The organism is Methylobacterium sp. WL64 (assembly GCF_008039945.1).
Taxonomy (GTDB): domain Bacteria; phylum Pseudomonadota; class Alphaproteobacteria; order Rhizobiales; family Beijerinckiaceae; genus Methylobacterium.
This window is the reverse complement of record NZ_VRVA01000053.1, coordinates 1-19,167: the sequence shown is the minus strand read 5'-3', so window position 1 is coordinate 19,167 and position 19,167 is coordinate 1. Positions and strand designations below refer to the sequence as shown.

The following is a 19,167-nucleotide window of genomic DNA, read 5'->3' as shown; positions in this document are numbered from 1 at the left end:
ATATCCCCGCGGTACGGCAACCCACGCCCAAGGCGCAAGCGCCGTCGGAGACATGGACCGGCGGCGGCCTGCGTCGCTCGTCCGTCAACACGCTCTTTGGGGGCCCGATGCGGCGCCGTCTCGTCCAGTCCTTTGCGCGCCTCGCCCTGATCGGCCTCGCGGGTGCCGGCCTCGCCGGCTGCGTCGGCGAAGAGCTCCGCCACGGCTACCAGATCGACCAGGCGGCGCTCGCCACGATCAAGCCCGGCATGGCCCCCGAGCAGGTGCTGCAGATCCTCGGCACGCCGTCGACGGTCTCTACGGTGGGCAACAAGTCCTGGTACTACATCTCGCAGAACACCAGCCGGACGATCATGTTCCTGGGCGAGCAGGTCGAGGACCAGAAGGTCACGGCGGTCTACTTCACCCCCGGCTTCAAGGTCGAGCGGGTGGCGCTCTACGGCCTGCAAGACGGCCGGGTGTTCGACTTCATCGAGCGCACCACGCCGACCAGCGGCGCCGACCGGGCGTTCCTCAGCCAGCTGTTCCGCGGCCTGACCCGCTACGAGCCGTTCGGCTCCGGCAAGGGCACCAGCGTCGTCCCGGGCGCCAACCGCGGCCTGTAAGAACGAGCGTCAGGGGTTTCCGAAGGGCTCAGCCCTTTGACGGGGTTCGGGGGCGGAGCCCCTGAGCACCCAGAGCGGGGCTCTGCCGCAGGGCTCTGCCCTGCACCCGCAAAAGGTCGCAGACCTTTTGAAACCCTGACGTGTCTCAGACCAATTCGCGTCGTCGCACCAGCTGGGCGATGTCCGCCGGCTCGGCGAACAGGTATTCCGGCCCGAGCGCCGCCAGCGCGCCCGCCTCGGTGTAGCCCCAGGCCACCGCGCCGAACGGGCAGCCGAGCGCCCGGGCCGCCTCCAGGTCGCGGACCTCGTCGCCGATGCACAGGGCCCGCTCCGGCGCGACCTTCCGGTGGGCCAGCAGCGCCCGCAGCTGCCGGGCCTTGCCGAACAGCGAGGCGCCGCAGGCATAGGCGTCGATCCGGGCCGCGTTCTCGGGGCCGAGCACCCGGCGGACGGTGTCGGCGCGGTTCGACGACAGGATCGCCAGGGGCACCCCCGCCGCCGCGAGGTCGGCCAGCATCTCCGGCACCCCGGGAAACAGCGCGATCGCACCGGCGTCGCGGGCGGCCAGCGCGTGCATGTGCCGGGCGATGAAGGGCAGCTTCCAGCGCGGGATGCCGAGATGGGCCACGATCGCCCGCGCGCCCTGCAGCCGCAGCGCCTCGACCTCGTGGGCCTCGACCCGGCGGAAGCGGTAGCGGTCGGCGACGCCGTTCAGGACCGAGCAGAACCAGCCGAAACTGTCCGCGAGCGTGCCGTCGAAATCGAGCACCACGAGCGCGGGCCCGGCCCCGCCGGGGCTGCGCGCCATCTCAGTGCCGGAGGTTGGCCAGCGGCATGCTGAGCCGCATCAGCAGCCCGCCCGGCGCCCAATCGTGCTCCAGCAAGCCGTCGAGCTGCCCCGCGACGCTGCGCTCGGCCAGCACGGTGCCGAATCCCTTCCGGGTGGGCTTTTGCGTGACCGGGGGGCCGCCGGACTCGGCCCAGGTCAGGGTGTAGCGCGCGCCGTCGCGCAGCCCGCTCAGCGTGACGCCGCCCGCCTTGGTGGAGAGCCCGCCATACTTCATCGCGTTGGTGGCCTGCTCGTGCATGATCAGCGCGAGCGCGGTGGCGGTGCGCTCGCCGATCGCGGCATCGTCCCCGGAGATCGCGACGCGCGCCCGGCCGTCCTCCTCGTAGGCGGCCATGATCAGGCGCATCAGCCCGAGCACGGTCTGGCCCTCGACCTCGGGGGCGCTGTCGGGGGAATGCGGGCGGACGTATTCGTGGGCCCGGGCGAGCGCGCCGAGCCGCTCGCGGAAGGCCGCCGCGAACGGCTTGGCCGCCGGGTCGCTGCGGGCGGTGAGGGCCGCCAGGCCGCCCACCACCGCGAAGATGTTCTTGATCCGGTGGGACAGCTCGCGGATCAGCAGGTCGCGGGCCTCCTCGGCGCGCTTGGCCTCGCGCAGGTCCCGGGTGACGGTGGCGTAGCCGATCTCGGCCCCGGTCGGGTCGCGCACCGGGAAGATGTTGTACAGCACGGCCACCGGCTCGCCCGTGCCGAAATGCCGGAAGGCCAGTTCGCCCTCCCAGTAACCGCTCCGGCGAACCGCCGGCATCACCGTCCCGGTCAGCACCCGGCGGCTGTCGTCGCCGAAGAAATCCTCCATCCGGTGCCGGCGGGCGGCGGCGAGGTCGGGCAGCCCGACCAGCGCCAGCGCGGCCTCGTTGAGATGGGTGACGGCGCCGTCCAGGGTGAAGAGGCCGATGAAGTCCTTGGAGGTCTCCACGATGGCGGCGAGCTTGCGCGCCTCGGCCTCCGCCTGCTTCAGGTCATCGATGTCGGTGCAGGTCCCGAACCAGCGCTCGATCCGCCCCTCCGCGTCGCGGATCGGCATGGCCCGGCCCAGCGTCCACCGGTAGGCGCCGTCTTTATGGCGCAGGCGATACTCGATCTCGTAAGGCTCGCCGGTCTTCAGGGAATGGCGCCAGCGGGTCCAGGCCCGCTCCTGGTCGTCCGGATGGAACACGCCGTTCCAGCCCTCGCCATCGGTGGAGCCGTACGGCATGCCGGTGAACTCGTACCAGCGGTCGTTGAAATAATCGTGGAACCCGTCCGGCAGGGTGGTCCAGACCATCTGGGGCATCGCCGACGTCATCACCCGGAAGCGGCGCGCGCTGGCGGCGATCTCGGCCTCCCGGGCGGCGACCTGGGCGTGGGTCCGGCGGTTCTCGAGCAGCGTCGAGATCTGGCGCGCCAGGGCGGACAGCGTGGCGGCCTGGTCGGCGTCGAGCCCCTCGGGCCGGGGCGTCCGGTCGAGGACGCAGAGTGCCCCGAGCGGAATGCCCTGCGCGCCCCGGATCACCGCCCCCGCGTAGAAGCGGAAGCCCGCCCCGCCGGTCACCAGAGGGTTGTCGATGGTGCGCGGGTCGTCGGCGAGATCCGGGATGATGAGGCAGTCGCCGGCCTCGATCGTGTGGGCGCAGACCGAGCAGTTGATCGGCAATTCCCGCTGGCCGAGGCCGAATTCCGACTTGAACCATTGCCGCTCGGCATCGACCAGGCTGACCAGGGCCACCGGCGCCCGGCAGACATGGGCGGCGATGCGGACGAGGTCGTCGTAGAGCGGCTCGGGCGCGCTATCGAGGATGGCGAGGTCGTGCAGTTCCGCCAGCCGGTCCGCTCTGCTCCAGAGCCGGTCGGTCGGTTCGCGATCCGCGCGTGAATTGGGGGGCGGCACATCCATGGTCTGGCGCTCACATAGGCGCGCGACGGGCGGCTGCATAGGCATGGCCGCGTATTAAGGCCCCGTATCAGGGTGCGCGGCGGGGTATTCGCTTCACCGGCCCGCGCAGTCGGGTCGGCGACATCGCCGCCCTGGGGCGGCTGATCCACCCGGCGTCGGCGCGGCGCCCGGACTCTGCACCATTCCGTATGGACCGCGCCCGTTTTCGGCCGGCTTGATCGTCGCGGGGACGCGCGCGGTTCGCTGCGCCATGCCGGGGCCCGGGATCCGGATCCGCCGACATCGCGAGGCCTTGCGCCGTCGGTGACCCTGCAATCCGGGCTCGCCTGCGGCGCCCCGGAATGACGAGGCGGTCCACGCGGCCGGCGTTGGCCTGTCGATCGAGACGGCATCCGGCACCGGGACCCGCCGCGCGGGCCCCGGCGCCGTGCCGGTCGATCAGGCGGCGCGGGCTTCGCCGAGCGTCGGGTAGTCGGTGTAGCCCTGCGGCCCCTGGCTGTACCAGGTCGCGGCCTCGTCCTTGGCGAGCGGGGCGCCCTTGGCGATACGCTCGACCAGGTCCGGGTTGGCGATGTAGGTCCGGCCGAACGCGATCGCGTCGGCGTCGCCCGCGTCCAGCACCTTCTGGCCGCTGACCCCGTCGTAATCGGCGTTGAGGATCATCGGGTTGCGGAACACCTTGCGCATCGCCGGGGCGATCGGCGGGTGGTCGGCCTTGCCGAAGGTCCCGTCCGGGCCGGGCTCACGCATCTCCAGGAAGGCGATGCCGCTGTCGGCGAGCGCCTGGGCGGCGGCCACGAACAGGGGCTCCGGGTTCGAATCGTTGGTGCCCTGGATCGCGCCGTTGGGCGACAGGCGCACCCCGGTGCGCTCCGGCCCGGCGACGCCCGCGACCGCGTCGGTCACCTCGCGCAGCAGCCGCACGCGGTTGGCGATCGTGCCGCCGTACGCGTCGGTGCGGTGGTTGCTGCCGTCGCGCAGGAACTCGTCGATCAGGTAGCCGTTCGCGGCGTGGATCTGCACCCCGTCGAAGCCGGCCGCCAGGGCGTTGGCGGTGGCGCGCTCGTAATCGGCCAGCAGACGCGGGATCTCGGAGACCTCCAGCGCGCGCGGCTCGGCGTAGGGCTTCTTGCCGGAATAGGTGTGCGCTTGGTCCGGGGCCACGATGGGCGAGGCCGAGACCGGCTTCTCGCCGCCGAGGAAGTCCGGATGGACCAGCCGGCCCATGTGCCAGATCTGGCAGACGATCTTGCCGCCGCGGTCGTGCACGGCCTTCACGATCGGCCGCCAGGCATCGACCTGCGCGTCGGACCAGATCCCCGGCGCGAACGGCCAGCCCAGGCCCTCCTGGGAGATGCCGGTGGCCTCCGTGAGGATCAGCCCGGCGCCGGCGCGCTGGGTGTAATACTCGGCCATGATCGGGGTCGGCACGTGCTCGCGGGTGGCGCGGCCGCGGGTGAGCGGGGCCATGAAGATCCGGTTCTTCGCCTCGATGGCGCCGATGCGGATCGGGTCGTGCAGGGACGGCATGGATACCTCGTGCTGGTGCGGCGACGCCGCGTCCGAAACTCAAACGCCGAGGTGGCGTCGCGGCGCGGTGATGCCAGGGTGCAGCGCAGCATGGGGGCTCGGTCCGTGCGCGAGCGCACGTCCCAGGGGGGTGGAATCATCCCGGTTTTCTTTGGATTTGGGGGTGGAACGACTCCAAGGGTCGGTCGGCGCAGCCGATCGTAGGGAGCCAAATGCATCGCTCGGCACTGAAAAGAAGTGCGCCCATCTCAGTATAGCGCACGCGGCAATTGACGCTCAAGACAGTCTATAAGCAGACAAAGGCGCGGCCCCTAAGAGCCACGCCTTTCAAAAATTTTGGTTTAGACTCTCAAGGTGCCATGGCAATCCCATGGGCTCGCGACACCATTGCGCCGCCACCAAGCGAGTAGGCTTGTTATAAGGCGAGACTCAGACCATCACAAGTGCTGATGCCTATCTCGAAGCGCCATGTCCCGACTCGCGAACTGCTCGGAGCGTACCTGACGTTCACGCCTCGCTCGCATGAGGTCGACTTGCTCGACAAGGACATGCGGACGCTGAACCCAACGCTGCTCCGGGACGCGATTCGCGAGGCCACGGAAATACGCAAGCTCCGGTTGGTACCACCTGACGCACAGCGATCCCTGGTGCATCAGATCTACACCCGGAAGATCAAGGAATTCTCCGCGATCTACCCATTCCTGTTCGCGGTGGAGAACGGCCTCAGGTCGGCCCTGGCAGAGCAGTCAGCGATCAAGTTCAACGGCGTGCATTGGTGGACCTTGATCCGGGATGCCCGGGCACGCGGCCAGACGGCTCAAGCCCTCCCAACCATTTGGACGATCCCCGTGAGCGTTGCCTTCTTAAAGGCGGTCTGGCGGGCATTCGATACCATTGCCAATCCGCTCCACGTGCAGAGCGTCTCCGGACCGGGTCGCACCGATGAGTTTTTCTACACCCTCAACCTCGGCGACCTGTGGAACATCCTCAGTGCAGACTGGTCGATGACACGCGGAATGTTCTGCTCGGACGCAGAACTCGGCTTCAAGCTCGGCAGAAAGATGTTCGAGGATACGATGCGGGTCATCAAGGAAGCTCGCAACGAACTCTATCATAGCAATCCGATCAAAGACCGCACGAAGGTCGTCGGGGCCTGCGAACGCATCCTGAACGGTCTCAATGTCCATCTCGGTGACTACGACACGGATTTAGCTACGATCCGCCATGTACGGGTGCCGCCGACTGTGCCCCGGAGTCCGCGACACGTCATTCCACCGCGTTGAGTTGTTCGCGAGGGCACACTTGAAGGCACCCTCCAGGGCTCGCGCGCCAGGCTGGAGCCCTCCTTCGAGGCCTCCGCTTCGCTCCGTCGCCTCAGGATGGGGTGAGGGATTGGGATGGCCGCTGAGGCGTTATCGCTGCCCCACCGTCATTGCGAGCGCAGCGAAGCAACCCAGGTACACGCGACCTTCACGGGTGGCGCGCTGAGCGCCGAGTCCGGCGCGGATCCGCGCCGGACTCGGCGCTCAATAATGCGCCAGCACCGCCAGCAGCAGCAGGGCGATGATGTTGGTGATCTTGATCGCCGGGTTCACCGCGGGGCCGGCCGTGTCCTTGTAGGGGTCGCCGACCGTGTCGCCGGTCACCGCGGCCTTGTGGGCGTTGGAGCCCTTGCCGCCGTGGTGGCCGTCCTCGATGTACTTCTTGGCGTTGTCCCAGGCGCCGCCACCCGAAGTCATCGAGATCGCGACGTAGAGGCCGGTGAGGATCACGCCGAGGAGGCTCGCCCCCACCGTGGCGAAGGCCTGGCTCTTGCCCGCGATCGCCTGGATCACGAAGAACAGCACGATCGGCGACAGCACCGGGAGCAGCGACGGGACGATCATCTCCTTGATCGCCGCCCGGGTCAGCATGTCGACCGCCCGGCCGTAATCCGGCCGGTCGGTGCCCTGCATGATCCCGGGCTTCTCCCGGAACTGGCGCCGGACCTCCTCGACCACAGCGCTCGCCGCCCGGCCGACCGCCGTCATGGCGATGCCGGCGAACAGGAACGGGATCAGGCCGCCGAGCAGCAGCCCGACCACCACGTACGGGTTGGACAGGGAGAAATCGACGCTGACGCCCTGGAAGAACCGGTACTGCGTCGGGCTGGCATTCGCGATGAAGTAGTTCAGGTCGGACGTATAGGCGGCAAACAGAACCAGGGCGCCGAGGCCGGCCGAGCCGATCGCGTAGCCCTTGGTGACCGCCTTCGTGGTGTTGCCGACCGCGTCCAGCGCGTCCGTGGACTTGCGCACGTCCGGCGGTAGCCCGGCCATCTCGGCGATGCCGCCGGCATTATCGGTGACCGGCCCGAACGCGTCGAGCGCCACGATGAAGCCCGCGAGCGCCAGCATCGCGGTGACCGCGATGGCGATGCCGAACAGGCCGGCCAGGGCGTGGGTCGCGATGATGCCGGCCACGATCACGATGGCCGGCAGCGCGGTCGATTCGAGCGAGATCGCGAGGCCCTGGATCACGTTGGTGCCGTGGCCGGTCACCGAGGCGTCCGCGATGGACTTCACCGGGCGGTAGTTGGTGCCGGTGTAGTATTCGGTGATCACCACGATCAGCGCCGTGATGGCGAGCCCGATCACCGCGCAGCCGAACAGGCCGCCCGACGTGAAGGTCACGCCCGTGGAGGTGGTGAACGCCGTCGAGAAGCCGCCCAGCAGGGTCAGGTTGACGATCGCGATCGCCACCACGGAGAGCACGCCCGCGGTGATCAGGCCCTTGTACAGGGCCCCCATGATCGACTGGTTGGCGGACAGCCGCACCGCGTAGGTGCCGGCGATCGAGGTGACGATGCAGGCCGCCCCGATGGCCAGCGGATAGAGCATCATCGGTTCGAGCACCGCCCGGCCGCTGCCGGTGGGCCCGGAGAAGAAGATCGCGGCCAGCACCATGGTGGCCACGATGGTCACCGCGTAGGTCTCGAACAGGTCGGCCGCCATGCCGGCGCAGTCGCCGACGTTGTCGCCGACGTTGTCCGCGATGGTGGCCGGGTTGCGGGGGTCGTCCTCCGGGATCCCGGCCTCGACCTTGCCGACGAGGTCGCCGCCGACGTCGGCGCCCTTGGTGAAGATGCCGCCGCCGAGCCGGGCGAAGATCGAGATCAGCGAGGCGCCGAAGCCGAGCGCCACCAGCGCGTCGATCACCTCGCGGCTCGACGGGTCGAGCCCGGCGCCGCGGGTGAGGTAGAGGTAGTAGAGGGCCACCCCCAGCAGGGCGAGGCCGGCGACCAGCATGCCGGTCACCGCCCCGGACTTGAACGCCATGTCGAGGCCCGCCCCCAGCGAGGTCGAGGAGGCCTGGGCGGTGCGCACATTGGCCCGCACCGACACGTTCATGCCGATGAAGCCGGCGGCCCCCGACAGGACCGCGCCGATCAGGAAGCCGACCGCCACCTTGATCCCGAGGAACACCGCCAGCAGCACGAACAGCACCAATCCAACCACGCCGATGGTGAGGTATTGCCGCTTCAGGTAGGCCTGCGCGCCCTCCGCGATGGCGGCGGCGATCTCCTGCATGCGCTGGGTGCCGGCGTCCCGCCGCATCACGTCGAGGATCGTGACGATGCCGTAGGCGACGGCACAGAGCCCGCCCACGATGATCAAAGCCAAGGGGATCATGCTCTACCGTCCTTGTTCTTATCGTGCCTGGCGGGGGCTTGTGATCGGTGTCGCGCTTGGCCGTCGCAGGACGACCATGGGACGTTGTGCGCGAATCAGTGCATTCCTTCCCAGTCGGTAAGTCTTAGCGCGTCCGCCGTCGAAGTGCAGACCGGTTCGGCGACAGTGAGCCGTCTCAGCAAAGGATTAAGAGTCGGCCCGAGCATGGCGTGATCGGGCGGAGTCTAGTTGCCAAACTTCGCCGGTGAGCGCAAACGCCGCGTTTTCCGGCTTGGGCACTGCATCATGCCGATGCTGCATTGCGTCATGCCAGGATGCGGACCCAGACCGCGAAGGCTCTTCGCAGCGAAGCGGCGTCCGAGGTGTCGGTTCGTCGAAGTCTGGACCGATCCGACCGCCCCCGCGCCGCCCCGGCCGCCGAATTCTTCGCGGCTACGCAGGGCCTTAACCCGCGGTTAACCATACGGATCTCTACTTCCGGTTGTATAACGGATGGGGCTGAACATGAGCAGCGACCAGGTCGCCAAGCTGGCGGCGACGATCGAGGTGTTGACCGGGGCGGTGCACTTTTTGATCGCCGAGCGGGTCTCGGCCCAACCCGAGGCGGTCCAGGGCGACCTCCTGCACATCCTGCAGCGCGCCTTCTCGACGCCGCCCCGCCCGGAGGAGGCGCTCACCGGCCGCGCCGCGCTGACCAGCGGCGACCTGGCCCTGTGGATGCCGATCGTGGCGGCCGGGATGATGGACGAGGTCCGCCGCCAGATCGGGCGCCAGCCCGAGGGGGTGACCCACATCGTCCTCGGCCGGACCAATCCGGGCCCCGCCTCAGAAGTGGCTGAACGCCCCAGCCGCGAACACGCGCGCAGCGCCATCGCCCATTTCGAAGCGGGGCGGGCCGTCGCCTGAAGTGACGGTCCCGATGGCGGTGAGCGGGACCCCGGCTTCCGCCGCCTCGGCCCGGAGCGCGTCGAGGTCCTCGGGGGCTACGGTGCAGAGAATTTCGTAATCATCGCCGCCGGTTAGGACCGGGTCGATCAGGCCCGGCTCGGCGGCGCTCGCCCGGGCCGCGGCCTCCGACAGCGGCACGGATCCAACCGCGATCCGGGCGCTGCGGCCCGCGCCCAGCATCTTGGCGAGGTCGCCGGCGAGCCCGTCCGACACATCCATCGCGGCCGAGGCGTGGCGGCGGATCGCGGTCGCCAGGGCGAGGCGCGGGCGCGGGTGCAGGTACCGGTCGGCCAGCACCGCCAGCAGCGCCGGGTCGAGGGCCGCCGCCCAGGCGGCGTCCGGCTCCAGGCGCAGCCGCAGGCCGAGCGCCGCATCGCCGATCGTGCCGCTGACGCAGATCCGGTCGCCGACCCGGGCGGTGCCGCGCCGGACGATGCCGCCGGACGGCACCTCGCCGAACAGCGTCACCCCGATCAGCGCCGGCCCGCCGGAACGCACCGTGTCGCCGCCGAGCAGCGGGCAGCCGACCTCGGCCGCCGCCGCCCCGAGTCCACCGGAGAAGCCGGCGAGCCACGCCTCCGTCCAGTCGTCCGGAAGTGCCAGGGTCAGCAGGAAGCCACGCGGCACCGCCCCCTTGGCCGCGATGTCGGACAGGTTCACCCCGAGCGCCTTGCGGGCGATCGAGGCCGGGGGATCGTCGGGAAAGTAGTGGATCCCGGCCACCACCGCGTCGGCGGTGACGACGAGATCATGCCCGGGGGTGGGCGTCAGGGTCGCGGCATCGTCCCGGAGCCCGTCCGCTCCCGGCCCGGCCAGCGGGGCGAAGTAGCGGGCGATCAGCCCCTCCTCGGAGGCGCGGCCCGGCCCGGACACGGCTCAGGCCTTCTTGGCGGGCGGCTTTCCGGAGCCCGGCTTGCCGCCCCCCTTGTTGCTCCCCCCCTTGTTGCTGCCGCCCTTGGGCGCGCTCATCTCACCCGGCCGGACCTCCCGGGCGACCCGGTCGAGGACGGCGTTGACGAGGCCGGGCTCGTCGGCGGTGTAGAAGCTGTGGGCCACGTCGACATATTCGGAGATCGCCGCCGGCGCCGGCACGTCGGGCCGGAACAGCAGCTCGTAGGCGCCCGCCCGCAGGATCGCCCGCAGCACGATCTCGATGCGCCGGAGCGGCCAGCCCTGGGCCAAAGCCTGGTCGAGCTTCTGGTCGATCGCCCGCTGCTCCTCGACCGTGCCGCGCAGCAGGTCACGGAAGAAGGCGGTCTCGGCCTTGGGATGCATGATCCCGTCGACCTCCTGGCCGATCCAGAAGGCCTCGAACTCGGCGAGCGCGTCGAGGACGCCCTTGCCGGAGATGTCCATCTCGTAGAGCGCCTGCACCACGGACAGGCGCGCGCCGCTGCGCGGGCTGATAGCCCGGGCCGTCTCGTGAGCCGTCTCGTGAGCCGTCTCGTGAGCCGTCTCCTGGGCACCGCCTCCGGCGCCATCCTGGGCGGTGTCGTCCGGCCTGGTCTCGGTCGTCGCGGTCATGTCGGTTCTCGTTATCGCGGGCGCGCCGCCTCGGCTGCGCGCTTGAGGGCGAGCACCCCGAGCGCCGCCTCGGCCGCGCCGCCGCCCTTGTTCATCTCGGCGACCCGGGCCCGTTCCAGCGCCTGCGCCTCTGTCTCGACCGTGAGGATGCCGTTGCCGAGCGGCAGCCGGCGCTGGACCGAGAGGTCCATCAGGGCGCGGGCACTCTCGCCGGCCACGATGTCGTAATGCCCGGTCTCACCGCGGATCACGCAGCCGAGCGCCACCACGGCGTCGTAGTCATCCGCCAGGATCGCCACCGCGGCGGGGATTTCGAGGGCGCCCGGCACCGTGACCACGGTGGCGTGCGCGGCGAACGCCTCGATCACCGCGAGGGCGCCGGCCAGCAGCTCGTCGGCGAGCGCCTCGTAGTAGCGGGCCTCGACGACGAGGATCCGGGCGCCGGCAAGGGCCGGATCCGCGGGCATCGGCGCCGTGGCGGCGCGGTTATGGGCGACCATGGCTGAGTCCGGTCGGTTTTTCGGGGGTTGGCGAGGGCGCCGCGCTTCGGGCGCCCTCGGGATAGAGGGACGGTTAGACCGAAGCGGCCGGCGCGACAAGCACCGCGGTACGCTACCGCACCAGCGGCGGCAGCGGCGGCGCGCCCGCCTCCGGGAGTGCCGTGCGGGCCACGTTCATGGTCATGGCCAGCAGCGCGTAGTAGCCGTTGATTCCCGTGAGATCGATCGCGCCCTGCTCGCCGAAGCGCGCCACCACGGACGCGTAGGTCGCATCGCTCACCGCACGGTTGTGCTGCAGCTCGGTCGAGAAGGCGTACGCCAGCGCCTCGTCGTCACTCATGGTCTCGGGGCGGCGGCCCTCTACCAGGGCCTGTGCGGTCTCCGGTGCGACCCCGGCCTTGAGCGCGATCGGGTGGTGGATCTGCCACTCGACCTGCTGGCTCCACAGCCGGGCGACGATCAGGATGACGAACTCGCTGATCCGCAGCGGGAGGGCGCTGCCGTAGCGCAGGTAAAGCCCCATGCGGCTGGCGCATAGCATCAGTTCGGGGCTTCGCAGCAGCGGCACGAACGGCCCGAAGACCGGGACCCCGCGCTCGGCGCGGAACACCTCGGCAGCTGCGGCCTGCACGTCCGAGAACTGGTCGGCGGGGATCTCCGGCAAGCGGTCCGTACCCGTCATGGCTTCCTGCCCTCACTAGCACCGTGCGCGCGGCACGCGCTCTGGATTTCCGGCCCCCGTGAGCCTAGACCGTTCAGGCTCACCGGCACGACGAGCGCCCGGGCCGGACGCGATCCGAACACACGCCAGCGAGGCTTACGGCTTTGGCCCTCCCCGTCAACGAACGCCGGCGCATCATGCTGCTCACGGGCGCGAGCCGGGGCATCGGACACGCCACCGTCAAGCGCTTCTCGGCGGCCGGCTGGCGGGTGATCACCTGCTCGCGCCACGCGTTCCCCGAGAACTGCCCCTGGGAGATGGGTCCCGAGGACCACCTCCAGGTCGATCTGGCGGACGCCCAGGACACGATGCGGGCCATCGAGGAGGTCCGGGGACGGCTCGATGCCGAGGGCGGCGTGCTGCACGCGCTCGTCAACAATGCCGGCATCTCGCCGAAGGGCCCCGCGGGCGAGCGCCTGGGGGCGCTGGCCACCGAGTTCGACGGGTGGCAGCGGGTGTTCCAGGTCAACGTCTTCGCCACGATCCTGCTGGCCCGCGGCCTGCGCGACGAACTCGCCCGGGCCCGGGGCTCGATCGTCAACGTGACCTCGATCGCGGGCTCCCGGGTCCACCCGTTCGCGGGTGCCGCCTACGGCACCTCCAAGGCCGCCCTCGCCGGCCTGACCCGCGAGATGGCCGCCGATTTCGGGCCCCTCGGGGTGCGGGTCAACGCGATCTCGCCGGGCGAGATCGACACCTCGATCCTGTCGCCCGGAACGGAGAAGCTCGTCGAGCAGATCCCGCAGCGGCGGCTCGGCACCCCCGACGAGGTCGCAAAGGCGATCTACTTCCTGTGCACCGACGCCTCGTCCTACGTGAACGGGGCCGAGCTGCACATCAACGGCGGCCAGCACGTTTGACCCGCCGCTCCGGGCGGCGGACATGACCGCCATGCGCTATTTCCCGCCCCGGCAACGCCGGATCGTCGCGGCCCTCATGGGATTGGTCCTGTGCGCGGCGCCGCTCGCCGCCGCCCGCGCCGAGCCACCCGGCCTCCGGATCCTGGACCTGCCGTTCAAGGTGAGGGCGCTGCGCGGGCCGCGCAGCGAGGTCGCGATCTCGGTGGCGACCTCCGGCCTGCTGCCGATCGCCGGTGCGAAGACGAGCCAGCCGGCCGGCGACGAGGAGAGCGCCCCGATCGCCGTGGTCTGGGGCGACGACGGCGGTGCCGTGCTCGGCCTCGCGGACGGCACCGTCACGGCGCGGCCGATCAGCCGTGAGGCGGTCGAGGGGCTGACCGCCGCCGAGACGCCGCGGGGCGCCCTGCCGGGTTCGCGCCGGGTCCTGGCCGGGCCCCTGAGCGCCTACCTGACCGGCCGTACCCGGGCCGCAGATGGCGGCGAGGCCGCCGCCGTCCTGACGATCCGCGAACGCCAGCCGATGGCCGTCAGCACCGATCCGAAGCCGGTCCCGGTCGCCACCGTCACGGTACCGGCGGGGGGCGACGCGGCGTTCGCGCCGCTCCGGCCGCGCCTGCTGCGCCTCGCCGGCCGCCCGGCCCTCCTGGCCGCGACCCTCTCGGGACTGGATTCGGGCGGCCTCGTGCTGATCGGCCGCCCCGACGGTGCTGAGGCCTGGAGCGTCACGGCCCGCACCCCGGTGCAGCCCGGCCCGCCCCTGAAGATCGCCGGCATCGCGGATTTCGCGGGTTCCGGCATCGTGCAGGCCGCCACGGTCAGCGCACGGGGCCTGCTGCAGCTCTGGACCCTGCAGACGGGCCGGATCGAGGCCGCTGGCGAGGTCCCGGGCTACGCGGCGGGCGAGGGAGATGCGGACCTCGCCGTCACGGCCCCGGCCGCAGGCCCACCCGAGCTCGCGGTGCCGGTGGCCGGACGGCCGGAGATCGCCCTCGTTCAGGCGAAGGGTGTGCTGCACGAGCGCCTGCGCATCCCGTTGCCGGCACCGGCCACGATCGGCATCGTGGCACTCGGCGAAGGCGCCGCGACGCGGCTGGTGGTCGGCCTCGCCGACGGGCGGGTCGCAATCGTCGCCCCCGACGGAGGCAAGCCGTGACGGCGGGCGAAGCCGATGGCGGCGGGCGCCTGTTCCCGACCCGGCCCTTCGTGGGCGCGTCGATCGCGGTGATCCGCGGCGATCGCGTCCTGCTGGCGGCCCGGGCGAACGAGCCGATGCGAGGCGTGTGGACCCTGCCGGGCGGCCTGGTCGAGGCCGGCGAGGCCCTCGCCGAGGCGGCCCTGCGCGAATTGTCCGAGGAGGTCGGCCTGGCGGCCGAGGTGGTCGGCGTGCTCTCACCCACCGAGATCATCGTCCGGGACGAGGCCGGCCGCGCCCGGCACCACTACGTCGTCCACCCGCACGCAGCCCTTTGGTGCGGCGGCGAGCCCGTGGCGGGCCCGGAGGCCCTCGGGGTCCGGTGGGCGACGCTCGCCGAGATCGCCGGCCTGGCGACGACGCCGGGCCTGATCGGGACCCTTCAGGAGGCGTTCGACCGGGTCGGCGACAGAGGAGAGGCGCGCCCGTGAGGCTTCCGGTCATCCTCTGCCTCGCCGTGGCGCTCGCAGGGCCGGCCCTGGCGCAGCAGCGCGGCAGCCGTGCGGCGCCAGTCAAGGAGGCGCCCAAGGAAGCGTCCCCACCGGCGGACGTGCCCGCTCCCTACGACCGCGACCTGATGCGGATGTCCGAGATCATCGGGGCGCTGGCCTTCCTGCGCGGCCTCTGCGTGGCACCCGACGCCGGGGAATGGCCGGCCCGCATGAAGGCGCTGATCGAGTCCGAAGGCGTGACGCCGGCCCGGCGTGATCGACTGGCCGGCGCTTACAATCGCGGCTATCGCGGCTACGCGTTGACCTACCGGGTCTGCACCCCGGCCGCGCACGAGGCGGCCGCCCGCTACGTCACGGAGGGTGACAGGCTGTCGCACGCCTTGGCTGGGCGATTCGGTGGGTGATGCAGAGGCATCACAGGCGGGATGCATCCCCCGAAAGGATCAACTTCGAGCGTCCGCGTTAACCGATCTGAAATTCTCGGCTGGCCGAGCCGCGGGGAGCCACCTATCATTCGTTGGTCCGCCGGGTCCCGTGCCCGGCGCAACGGAAGTACCGGGTCCATGCAGCACATCTCTCAGACCGCCCCCATCGAGGTCGATGTCGAGGAGAAGCGCGTCGCGCTGAGTTATGTCTCGGAGGCGTTCGCGGAAGGCTGTCTCGACGGGCTCGACGGCGACTGCATGGCTCAGGCCGCCCTGTTCGCGGCCTTCCAGGAACTCGTGATGACCTACGGCGAGGAAGCCACCGCCCGCTACGCCGAGGGCTTTCCCGAGCGCATCCGCGGGGGTGCTTTCACCACGACCCTCCAGCATTGACGAGGCGGCCGCGGAGCCCGGACGGTTGAGGCACGGGTGCGCAGCGACTACCTCCCGGCCCTGCACTCCGGAATTCCGGATTGCCCCTGTCGCGTGAGGATCTGACTGCCATGCCCGTCGCCCTGCTGCCGGACCGCGCCCTCGTCACCGTCACAGGGCCTGAATCTACCGCACTGCTGCAGGGCGTGCTGACCTGCAACGTCGAGACCCTGCAGGCCGGAGAGGCCCGCCTCGGCGCCCTCCTGGCGCCCCAGGGCAAGATTCTGTTCGACTTCCTGATCTCGCGGATCCCGGACGGTTTCCGGCTCGACACGGCGATCGACCGGGCGGCCGACTTGGCCAAACGCCTCACGCTTTACCGGCTGCGCGCGCAGGTGGCGATCGCGGTCGACCCAACCGTGGCGGTGGCGGCGGCCTGGGCCGGGGCCTCGCCGGCGGCCGAGTCGGACACCGTGGCGGATGCCCGCCATGTGGATCTCGGCGCCCGGATCTACGCCGGCGAAGGTGCCTTCTCGGCCGACGCGTCGGAGGCGGAATACCACCGGCGCCGCATCGGCCTCGCCGTGCCCGAGGGCGGACGCGATTACGTCTACGGTGATGCGTTCCCCCATGAGGCGCTGTTGGACCAGCTCGGCGGCGTGGACTTCAAGAAGGGCTGCTACGTGGGCCAGGAGGTGGTTTCACGCATGCAGCACCGGGGCACCGCCCGCACCCGGATCCTGGCGGCTCGCTATACGGGCGAGGCCCCTCCCCCCGGCACCGAAATCACCGCCGGTGGCAAGGGACTGGGTACCACCGGCAGTACCGCGGGCGAGCACGGCCTCGCGCTGGTGCGGCTCGACCGCCTGGCCGACGCCCTCGCGGCCGGTGCAACCCCTCTCGCCGGCGATCGTCCGGTGACGTTCGAGAAGCCGGCCTATGCGACGTTCTCGATGCCTGAGGCCTCTGCATCGCCGGCCGCCTGATCGCTGATCGCAGCGTAACGTGACGTGTTTGGCGTGGCGATAGCGTTCCGCTCCTGTTCTCGCTAAACCACCGGGATGCCCGAGACCGGCCTGATCGACCATCCCGACGGTTGCCCCCGCTGCTGGTGGGCCGGCCACGACCCGCTCTACGTCGCCTATCACGACACCGAATGGGGCGTGCCCGAGCGCGACGGGCAGGCGCTCTACGAGAAGCTGATCCTCGACGGCTTCCAGGCGGGCCTGTCCTGGATCACGATCCTGCGCCGCCGCGAGGGCTTCCGCGACGCGTTCTCCGGCTTCGACCCGGAGGCCATCGCCCGCTACACCGAGGCCGACGTGGCGCGGCTGATGGCCGACGCCCGCATCATCCGGAACCGCGCGAAGATCGTCGGTACGATCGCCGGGGCCCGGGCCTGGCTGCGGATCGAAGAGAGCGGTCCGGGCTTCGCACCGTTCCTGTGGGACTTCGTGGACGGCCGACCGATCCAGGGGAGCGCCCGGAGCCGCACCGAGATCCAGACCGAGACGCCGGTCTCCCGGGCGATCGGCAAGGCCCTCAAGGCGGAGGGCTTTTCGTTTTGTGGACCGACCATCGTGCATGCCTTCATGCAGGCGGTCGGCATGGTGAACGACCATCTTGTCGGCTGCCACCGCCACGGGCCCTGCGCCGCGCTGGGCCAGCCGGCATGAGCGACCCGGCACCCCGGGCCTGGCAGCGGATGCTGTCCGGCCGCCGCCTCGACCTCCTCGATCCCGCGCCGCGGGACATCGAGATCGCCGACATCGCCCACGGGCTCGCCCGGGTGGCACGCTGGAATGGCCAGACCCGGGGGCCGCACGTCTTCTCGGTCGCCCAGCACAGCCTGCTGGTGGAGGCGGTCGGCCGCCACATCGCCCCGGGCTGCACCGATCGGGACGGGCTTGAGCTACTGCTGCACGACGCCCCGGAATATGTCGTCGGCGACATCATCTCCCCGCTCAAGGCGGCGATCGGCGACGCCTATCGCGGGGTCGAATTGCGCCTGCTCGCGGCCGTGCGCCGCCGGTTCGGCCTCGCGGCTCCCGTGCCCGCCATCGGACGGCTGGTAAAGCGGGCCGACCGGATCGCGGCCCATATCGAGGCCGTCGAACTCGCCGGCTTCGCCCTGGATGAGGCCGAGCGCTATTTCGGGCGCGCCCCGGACCTGCCGGCGGGTGTCCTCGCGCTCGCCGAACCGTGGCCGACCGCGCAGGCGCAGGCGCGGTTCCTCGACCGCTTTCATACCCTGGCGGAAGATTCCGGGGCCCCAACTCCCGATCCGGAATGAGGCGCCATGCCGAGGCTGCGGACCGCCGCCGCGTCGCCCTCGATCCGTCACGATCACGCGTCAGGTGCCCGCCATCATGCCAACCCTTCACGTCTGTCCGCTCTCGCGCCTGCCCGAGACCGTCGCCGCCACCAGGGCGAGCCACGTGCTCACGCTCGTCAACGTCGGCACGCCGCTCGAGCGCCCGGCGCTGATCGATGCGGAGAACCACTCCGTCATCGGGGTCAGCGACATCGCCGAGCCCCGGGATGGACACGTCTTGCCGGCCGACGAGCACGTGGCCGGCATCCTGGCCTTCGCCCGAGCCTGGCCCCGGGACAAGCCGCTGGTGATCCACTGCTATGCCGGGATCAGCCGGTCCACCGCGGCCGCCTACATCGCGGCCTGCGCGCTGGCACCGGACCGCGACGAGGGTGACATCGCCGACGCCTTGCGCGCGGCATCCCCGTCCGCGACGCCCAATCCGCTGTTCGTGGCGATCGCGGACCGGATGCTCGACCGTGACGGCCGGATGATCGCGGCGGTCGCGCGGATCGGCCGCGGCGCCGAGGCGTTCGAGGGGATGCCGTTCTGCCTGACGCTGACGTGACAGCCGGGCGGATAACCTCCGGTTGTCGGCGCCCCCGCCGCCGCGCACGACCGTCCGGTAGGCGTTCCACGCCGGGTTCGCTAAGGGGCGCCCCAAGGCGCGGAGAGTGTGGCGCAAACGCCGCCGCATGCTGCCAAAACGCGGCCTATCCGGCCGGCCTCGCCCTCGCGTGGGTTGTGGCCGCACCGGCTGCCGCCTTAGAACCGACCCAAAGGATGTGTGTGGGATGAACGCGAGCAGACCCGAGGTGGCCCCGGCCGCCGGCGACCTGCCCTTCGAGAAGGCGCTGGAGCAACTCGAAGAGATCGTGCGCAGGCTCGAGCGGGGTGATGTCCCGCTGGACGAGTCGGTGGCGATCTACGAGCGCGGCGAGGTGCTGAAGAAGCACTGCGAGGCGCTGCTGAAGCGGGCCGAGGCGCGGATCCAGAGGATCACTCTCGGCGCCGACGGGCGGCCCGAGGGCGTGGCGCCGCTCGATATATCCTGAGGCTCGGCGGTCAGACCGATCCCGTCCGATAGAGGTTGATGCCGTGGCGATTTCCCCCGAGCTGAGCGCACTTCTCGACCGTATCCCGGAGCCTGCGGCGCTCCGGCAGCTTCCCGAATCCGAGTTGCAGGCGGTGGCGGACGCGGTACGGGCCGAGATGATCGACGCGGTGTCGATCACCGGCGGCCATCTCGGCTCCGGGCTGGGCGTGGTCGAGCTCACGGTCGCCCTGCACCACGTGTTCGACACGCCCGACGACCGCATCGTCTGGGACG

The 19,167-nt window shown here is 70.9% G+C and carries 22 protein-coding genes; 14 read left to right on the top strand and 8 right to left on the bottom strand.

The window, feature by feature from the left end; all coding sequences use genetic code 11:
* Positions 1-107 precede the first annotated feature (107 nt).
* Positions 108-605, top strand: coding sequence for an outer membrane protein assembly factor BamE (locus tag FV242_RS19945; RefSeq protein ID WP_147857231.1), 498 nt, complete (start codon positions 108-110; stop codon positions 603-605).
* A gap of 145 nt (positions 606-750) precedes the next feature.
* Here the strand turns inward: FV242_RS19945 and FV242_RS19940 are convergent, their stop codons facing one another.
* From FV242_RS19940 to FV242_RS19930, 3 genes are all read right to left on the bottom strand, one after another.
* Positions 751-1,413 (bottom strand): HAD hydrolase-like protein, encoded by a 663-nt coding sequence (locus FV242_RS19940; protein ID WP_147940115.1) that lies wholly within the window; start codon positions 1,411-1,413, stop codon positions 751-753.
* Between the two features lies 1 nt (position 1,414).
* Positions 1,415-3,328, bottom strand: a complete 1,914-nt coding sequence (locus tag FV242_RS19935; RefSeq protein ID WP_147940114.1) for a PAS domain S-box protein — start codon at positions 3,326-3,328, stop codon at positions 1,415-1,417.
* Between the two features lie 438 nt (positions 3,329-3,766).
* A complete protein-coding gene (locus FV242_RS19930) occupies positions 3,767-4,858 on the bottom strand; it encodes an alkene reductase (protein WP_147940113.1) in 1,092 nt (363 codons plus the stop codon).
* A gap of 533 nt (positions 4,859-5,391) precedes the next feature.
* Between FV242_RS19930 and FV242_RS19925 the strand changes: the two genes are divergently transcribed.
* A complete protein-coding gene (locus FV242_RS19925) occupies positions 5,392-6,141 on the top strand; it encodes a hypothetical protein (protein ID WP_147940112.1) in 750 nt (249 codons plus the stop codon).
* 243 nt (positions 6,142-6,384) lie between these two features.
* Here the strand turns inward: FV242_RS19925 and FV242_RS19915 are convergent, their stop codons facing one another.
* Positions 6,385-8,529: a sodium-translocating pyrophosphatase gene (locus FV242_RS19915; RefSeq protein WP_147940111.1), complete on the bottom strand. Its 2,145-nt coding sequence runs from the start codon at positions 8,527-8,529 to the stop codon at positions 6,385-6,387.
* Between the two features lie 504 nt (positions 8,530-9,033).
* Here FV242_RS19915 and FV242_RS19910 point away from each other — a divergent pair.
* Positions 9,034-9,435 carry a hypothetical protein gene (locus tag FV242_RS19910; protein WP_147908473.1) on the top strand — a complete coding sequence of 134 codons (402 nt, stop codon included), beginning with the start codon at positions 9,034-9,036 and terminating at the stop codon, positions 9,433-9,435.
* Here the strand turns inward: FV242_RS19910 and thiL are convergent.
* The 4 genes from thiL to FV242_RS19890 form a co-directional block, all read right to left on the bottom strand.
* Positions 9,355-10,350, bottom strand: a complete 996-nt coding sequence (gene thiL / locus FV242_RS19905; RefSeq protein WP_147940110.1) for a thiamine-phosphate kinase — start codon at positions 10,348-10,350, stop codon at positions 9,355-9,357. The genes FV242_RS19910 and thiL overlap by 81 nt on opposite strands.
* A gap of 3 nt (positions 10,351-10,353) precedes the next feature.
* A complete protein-coding gene (nusB, locus tag FV242_RS19900) occupies positions 10,354-10,884 on the bottom strand; it encodes a transcription antitermination factor NusB (RefSeq protein WP_281407083.1) in 531 nt (176 codons plus the stop codon).
* A gap of 128 nt (positions 10,885-11,012) precedes the next feature.
* Positions 11,013-11,501, bottom strand: a complete 489-nt coding sequence (gene ribH / locus FV242_RS19895; RefSeq protein ID WP_147908475.1) for a 6,7-dimethyl-8-ribityllumazine synthase — start codon at positions 11,499-11,501, stop codon at positions 11,013-11,015.
* A 112-nt stretch (positions 11,502-11,613) separates the two neighbouring features.
* Positions 11,614-12,183: a carboxymuconolactone decarboxylase family protein gene (locus FV242_RS19890; protein ID WP_147940109.1), complete on the bottom strand. Its 570-nt coding sequence runs from the start codon at positions 12,181-12,183 to the stop codon at positions 11,614-11,616.
* Between the two features lie 176 nt (positions 12,184-12,359).
* On the opposite strand from FV242_RS19890, the gene FV242_RS19885 reads away from it, so the two are divergent.
* The 11 genes from FV242_RS19885 to FV242_RS19835 all read left to right on the top strand — a co-directional run.
* Positions 12,360-13,082 (top strand): SDR family NAD(P)-dependent oxidoreductase, encoded by a 723-nt coding sequence (locus FV242_RS19885; RefSeq protein WP_058193267.1) that lies wholly within the window; start codon positions 12,360-12,362, stop codon positions 13,080-13,082.
* A gap of 22 nt (positions 13,083-13,104) precedes the next feature.
* Entirely contained in the window at positions 13,105-14,235 is a 1,131-nt protein-coding gene (locus tag FV242_RS19880; RefSeq protein ID WP_306440310.1) for a hypothetical protein, read from the top strand.
* Positions 14,232-14,705: an NUDIX hydrolase gene (locus FV242_RS19875; protein ID WP_147940108.1), complete on the top strand. Its 474-nt coding sequence runs from the start codon at positions 14,232-14,234 to the stop codon at positions 14,703-14,705. The genes FV242_RS19880 and FV242_RS19875 overlap by 4 nt, the downstream gene beginning before the upstream one ends.
* Positions 14,702-15,130, top strand: coding sequence for a TIGR02301 family protein (locus tag FV242_RS19870; protein ID WP_147940107.1), 429 nt, complete (start codon positions 14,702-14,704; stop codon positions 15,128-15,130). Before FV242_RS19875 ends, FV242_RS19870 begins: the two co-directional genes overlap by 4 nt.
* A gap of 159 nt (positions 15,131-15,289) precedes the next feature.
* A complete protein-coding gene (locus FV242_RS19865; protein ID WP_007564226.1) occupies positions 15,290-15,544 on the top strand; it encodes a hypothetical protein in 255 nt (84 codons plus the stop codon).
* Between the two features lie 110 nt (positions 15,545-15,654).
* Entirely contained in the window at positions 15,655-16,509 is an 855-nt protein-coding gene (locus tag FV242_RS19860; protein WP_147940106.1) for a folate-binding protein YgfZ, read from the top strand.
* Between the two features lie 75 nt (positions 16,510-16,584).
* The gene (locus FV242_RS19855; RefSeq protein ID WP_147940105.1) at positions 16,585-17,199 is read left to right on the top strand and encodes a DNA-3-methyladenine glycosylase I; all 615 of its coding nucleotides are present in this window, start codon (positions 16,585-16,587) and stop codon (positions 17,197-17,199) included.
* Entirely contained in the window at positions 17,196-17,816 is a 621-nt protein-coding gene (locus tag FV242_RS19850) for an HD family hydrolase (protein ID WP_147940104.1), read from the top strand. Before FV242_RS19855 ends, FV242_RS19850 begins: the two co-directional genes overlap by 4 nt.
* A 76-nt stretch (positions 17,817-17,892) precedes the next feature.
* Positions 17,893-18,405 carry a tyrosine phosphatase family protein gene (locus FV242_RS19845; protein ID WP_147940103.1) on the top strand — a complete coding sequence of 171 codons (513 nt, stop codon included), beginning with the start codon at positions 17,893-17,895 and terminating at the stop codon, positions 18,403-18,405.
* 226 nt (positions 18,406-18,631) lie between these two features.
* Positions 18,632-18,892, top strand: a complete 261-nt coding sequence (locus FV242_RS19840) for an exodeoxyribonuclease VII small subunit (protein ID WP_058193261.1) — start codon at positions 18,632-18,634, stop codon at positions 18,890-18,892.
* Positions 18,893-18,935: 43 nt separating this feature from the next.
* The coding region (locus tag FV242_RS19835; protein WP_281407082.1) for a 1-deoxy-D-xylulose-5-phosphate synthase N-terminal domain-containing protein at positions 18,936-19,167 on the top strand (232 nt) is incomplete at its 3' end.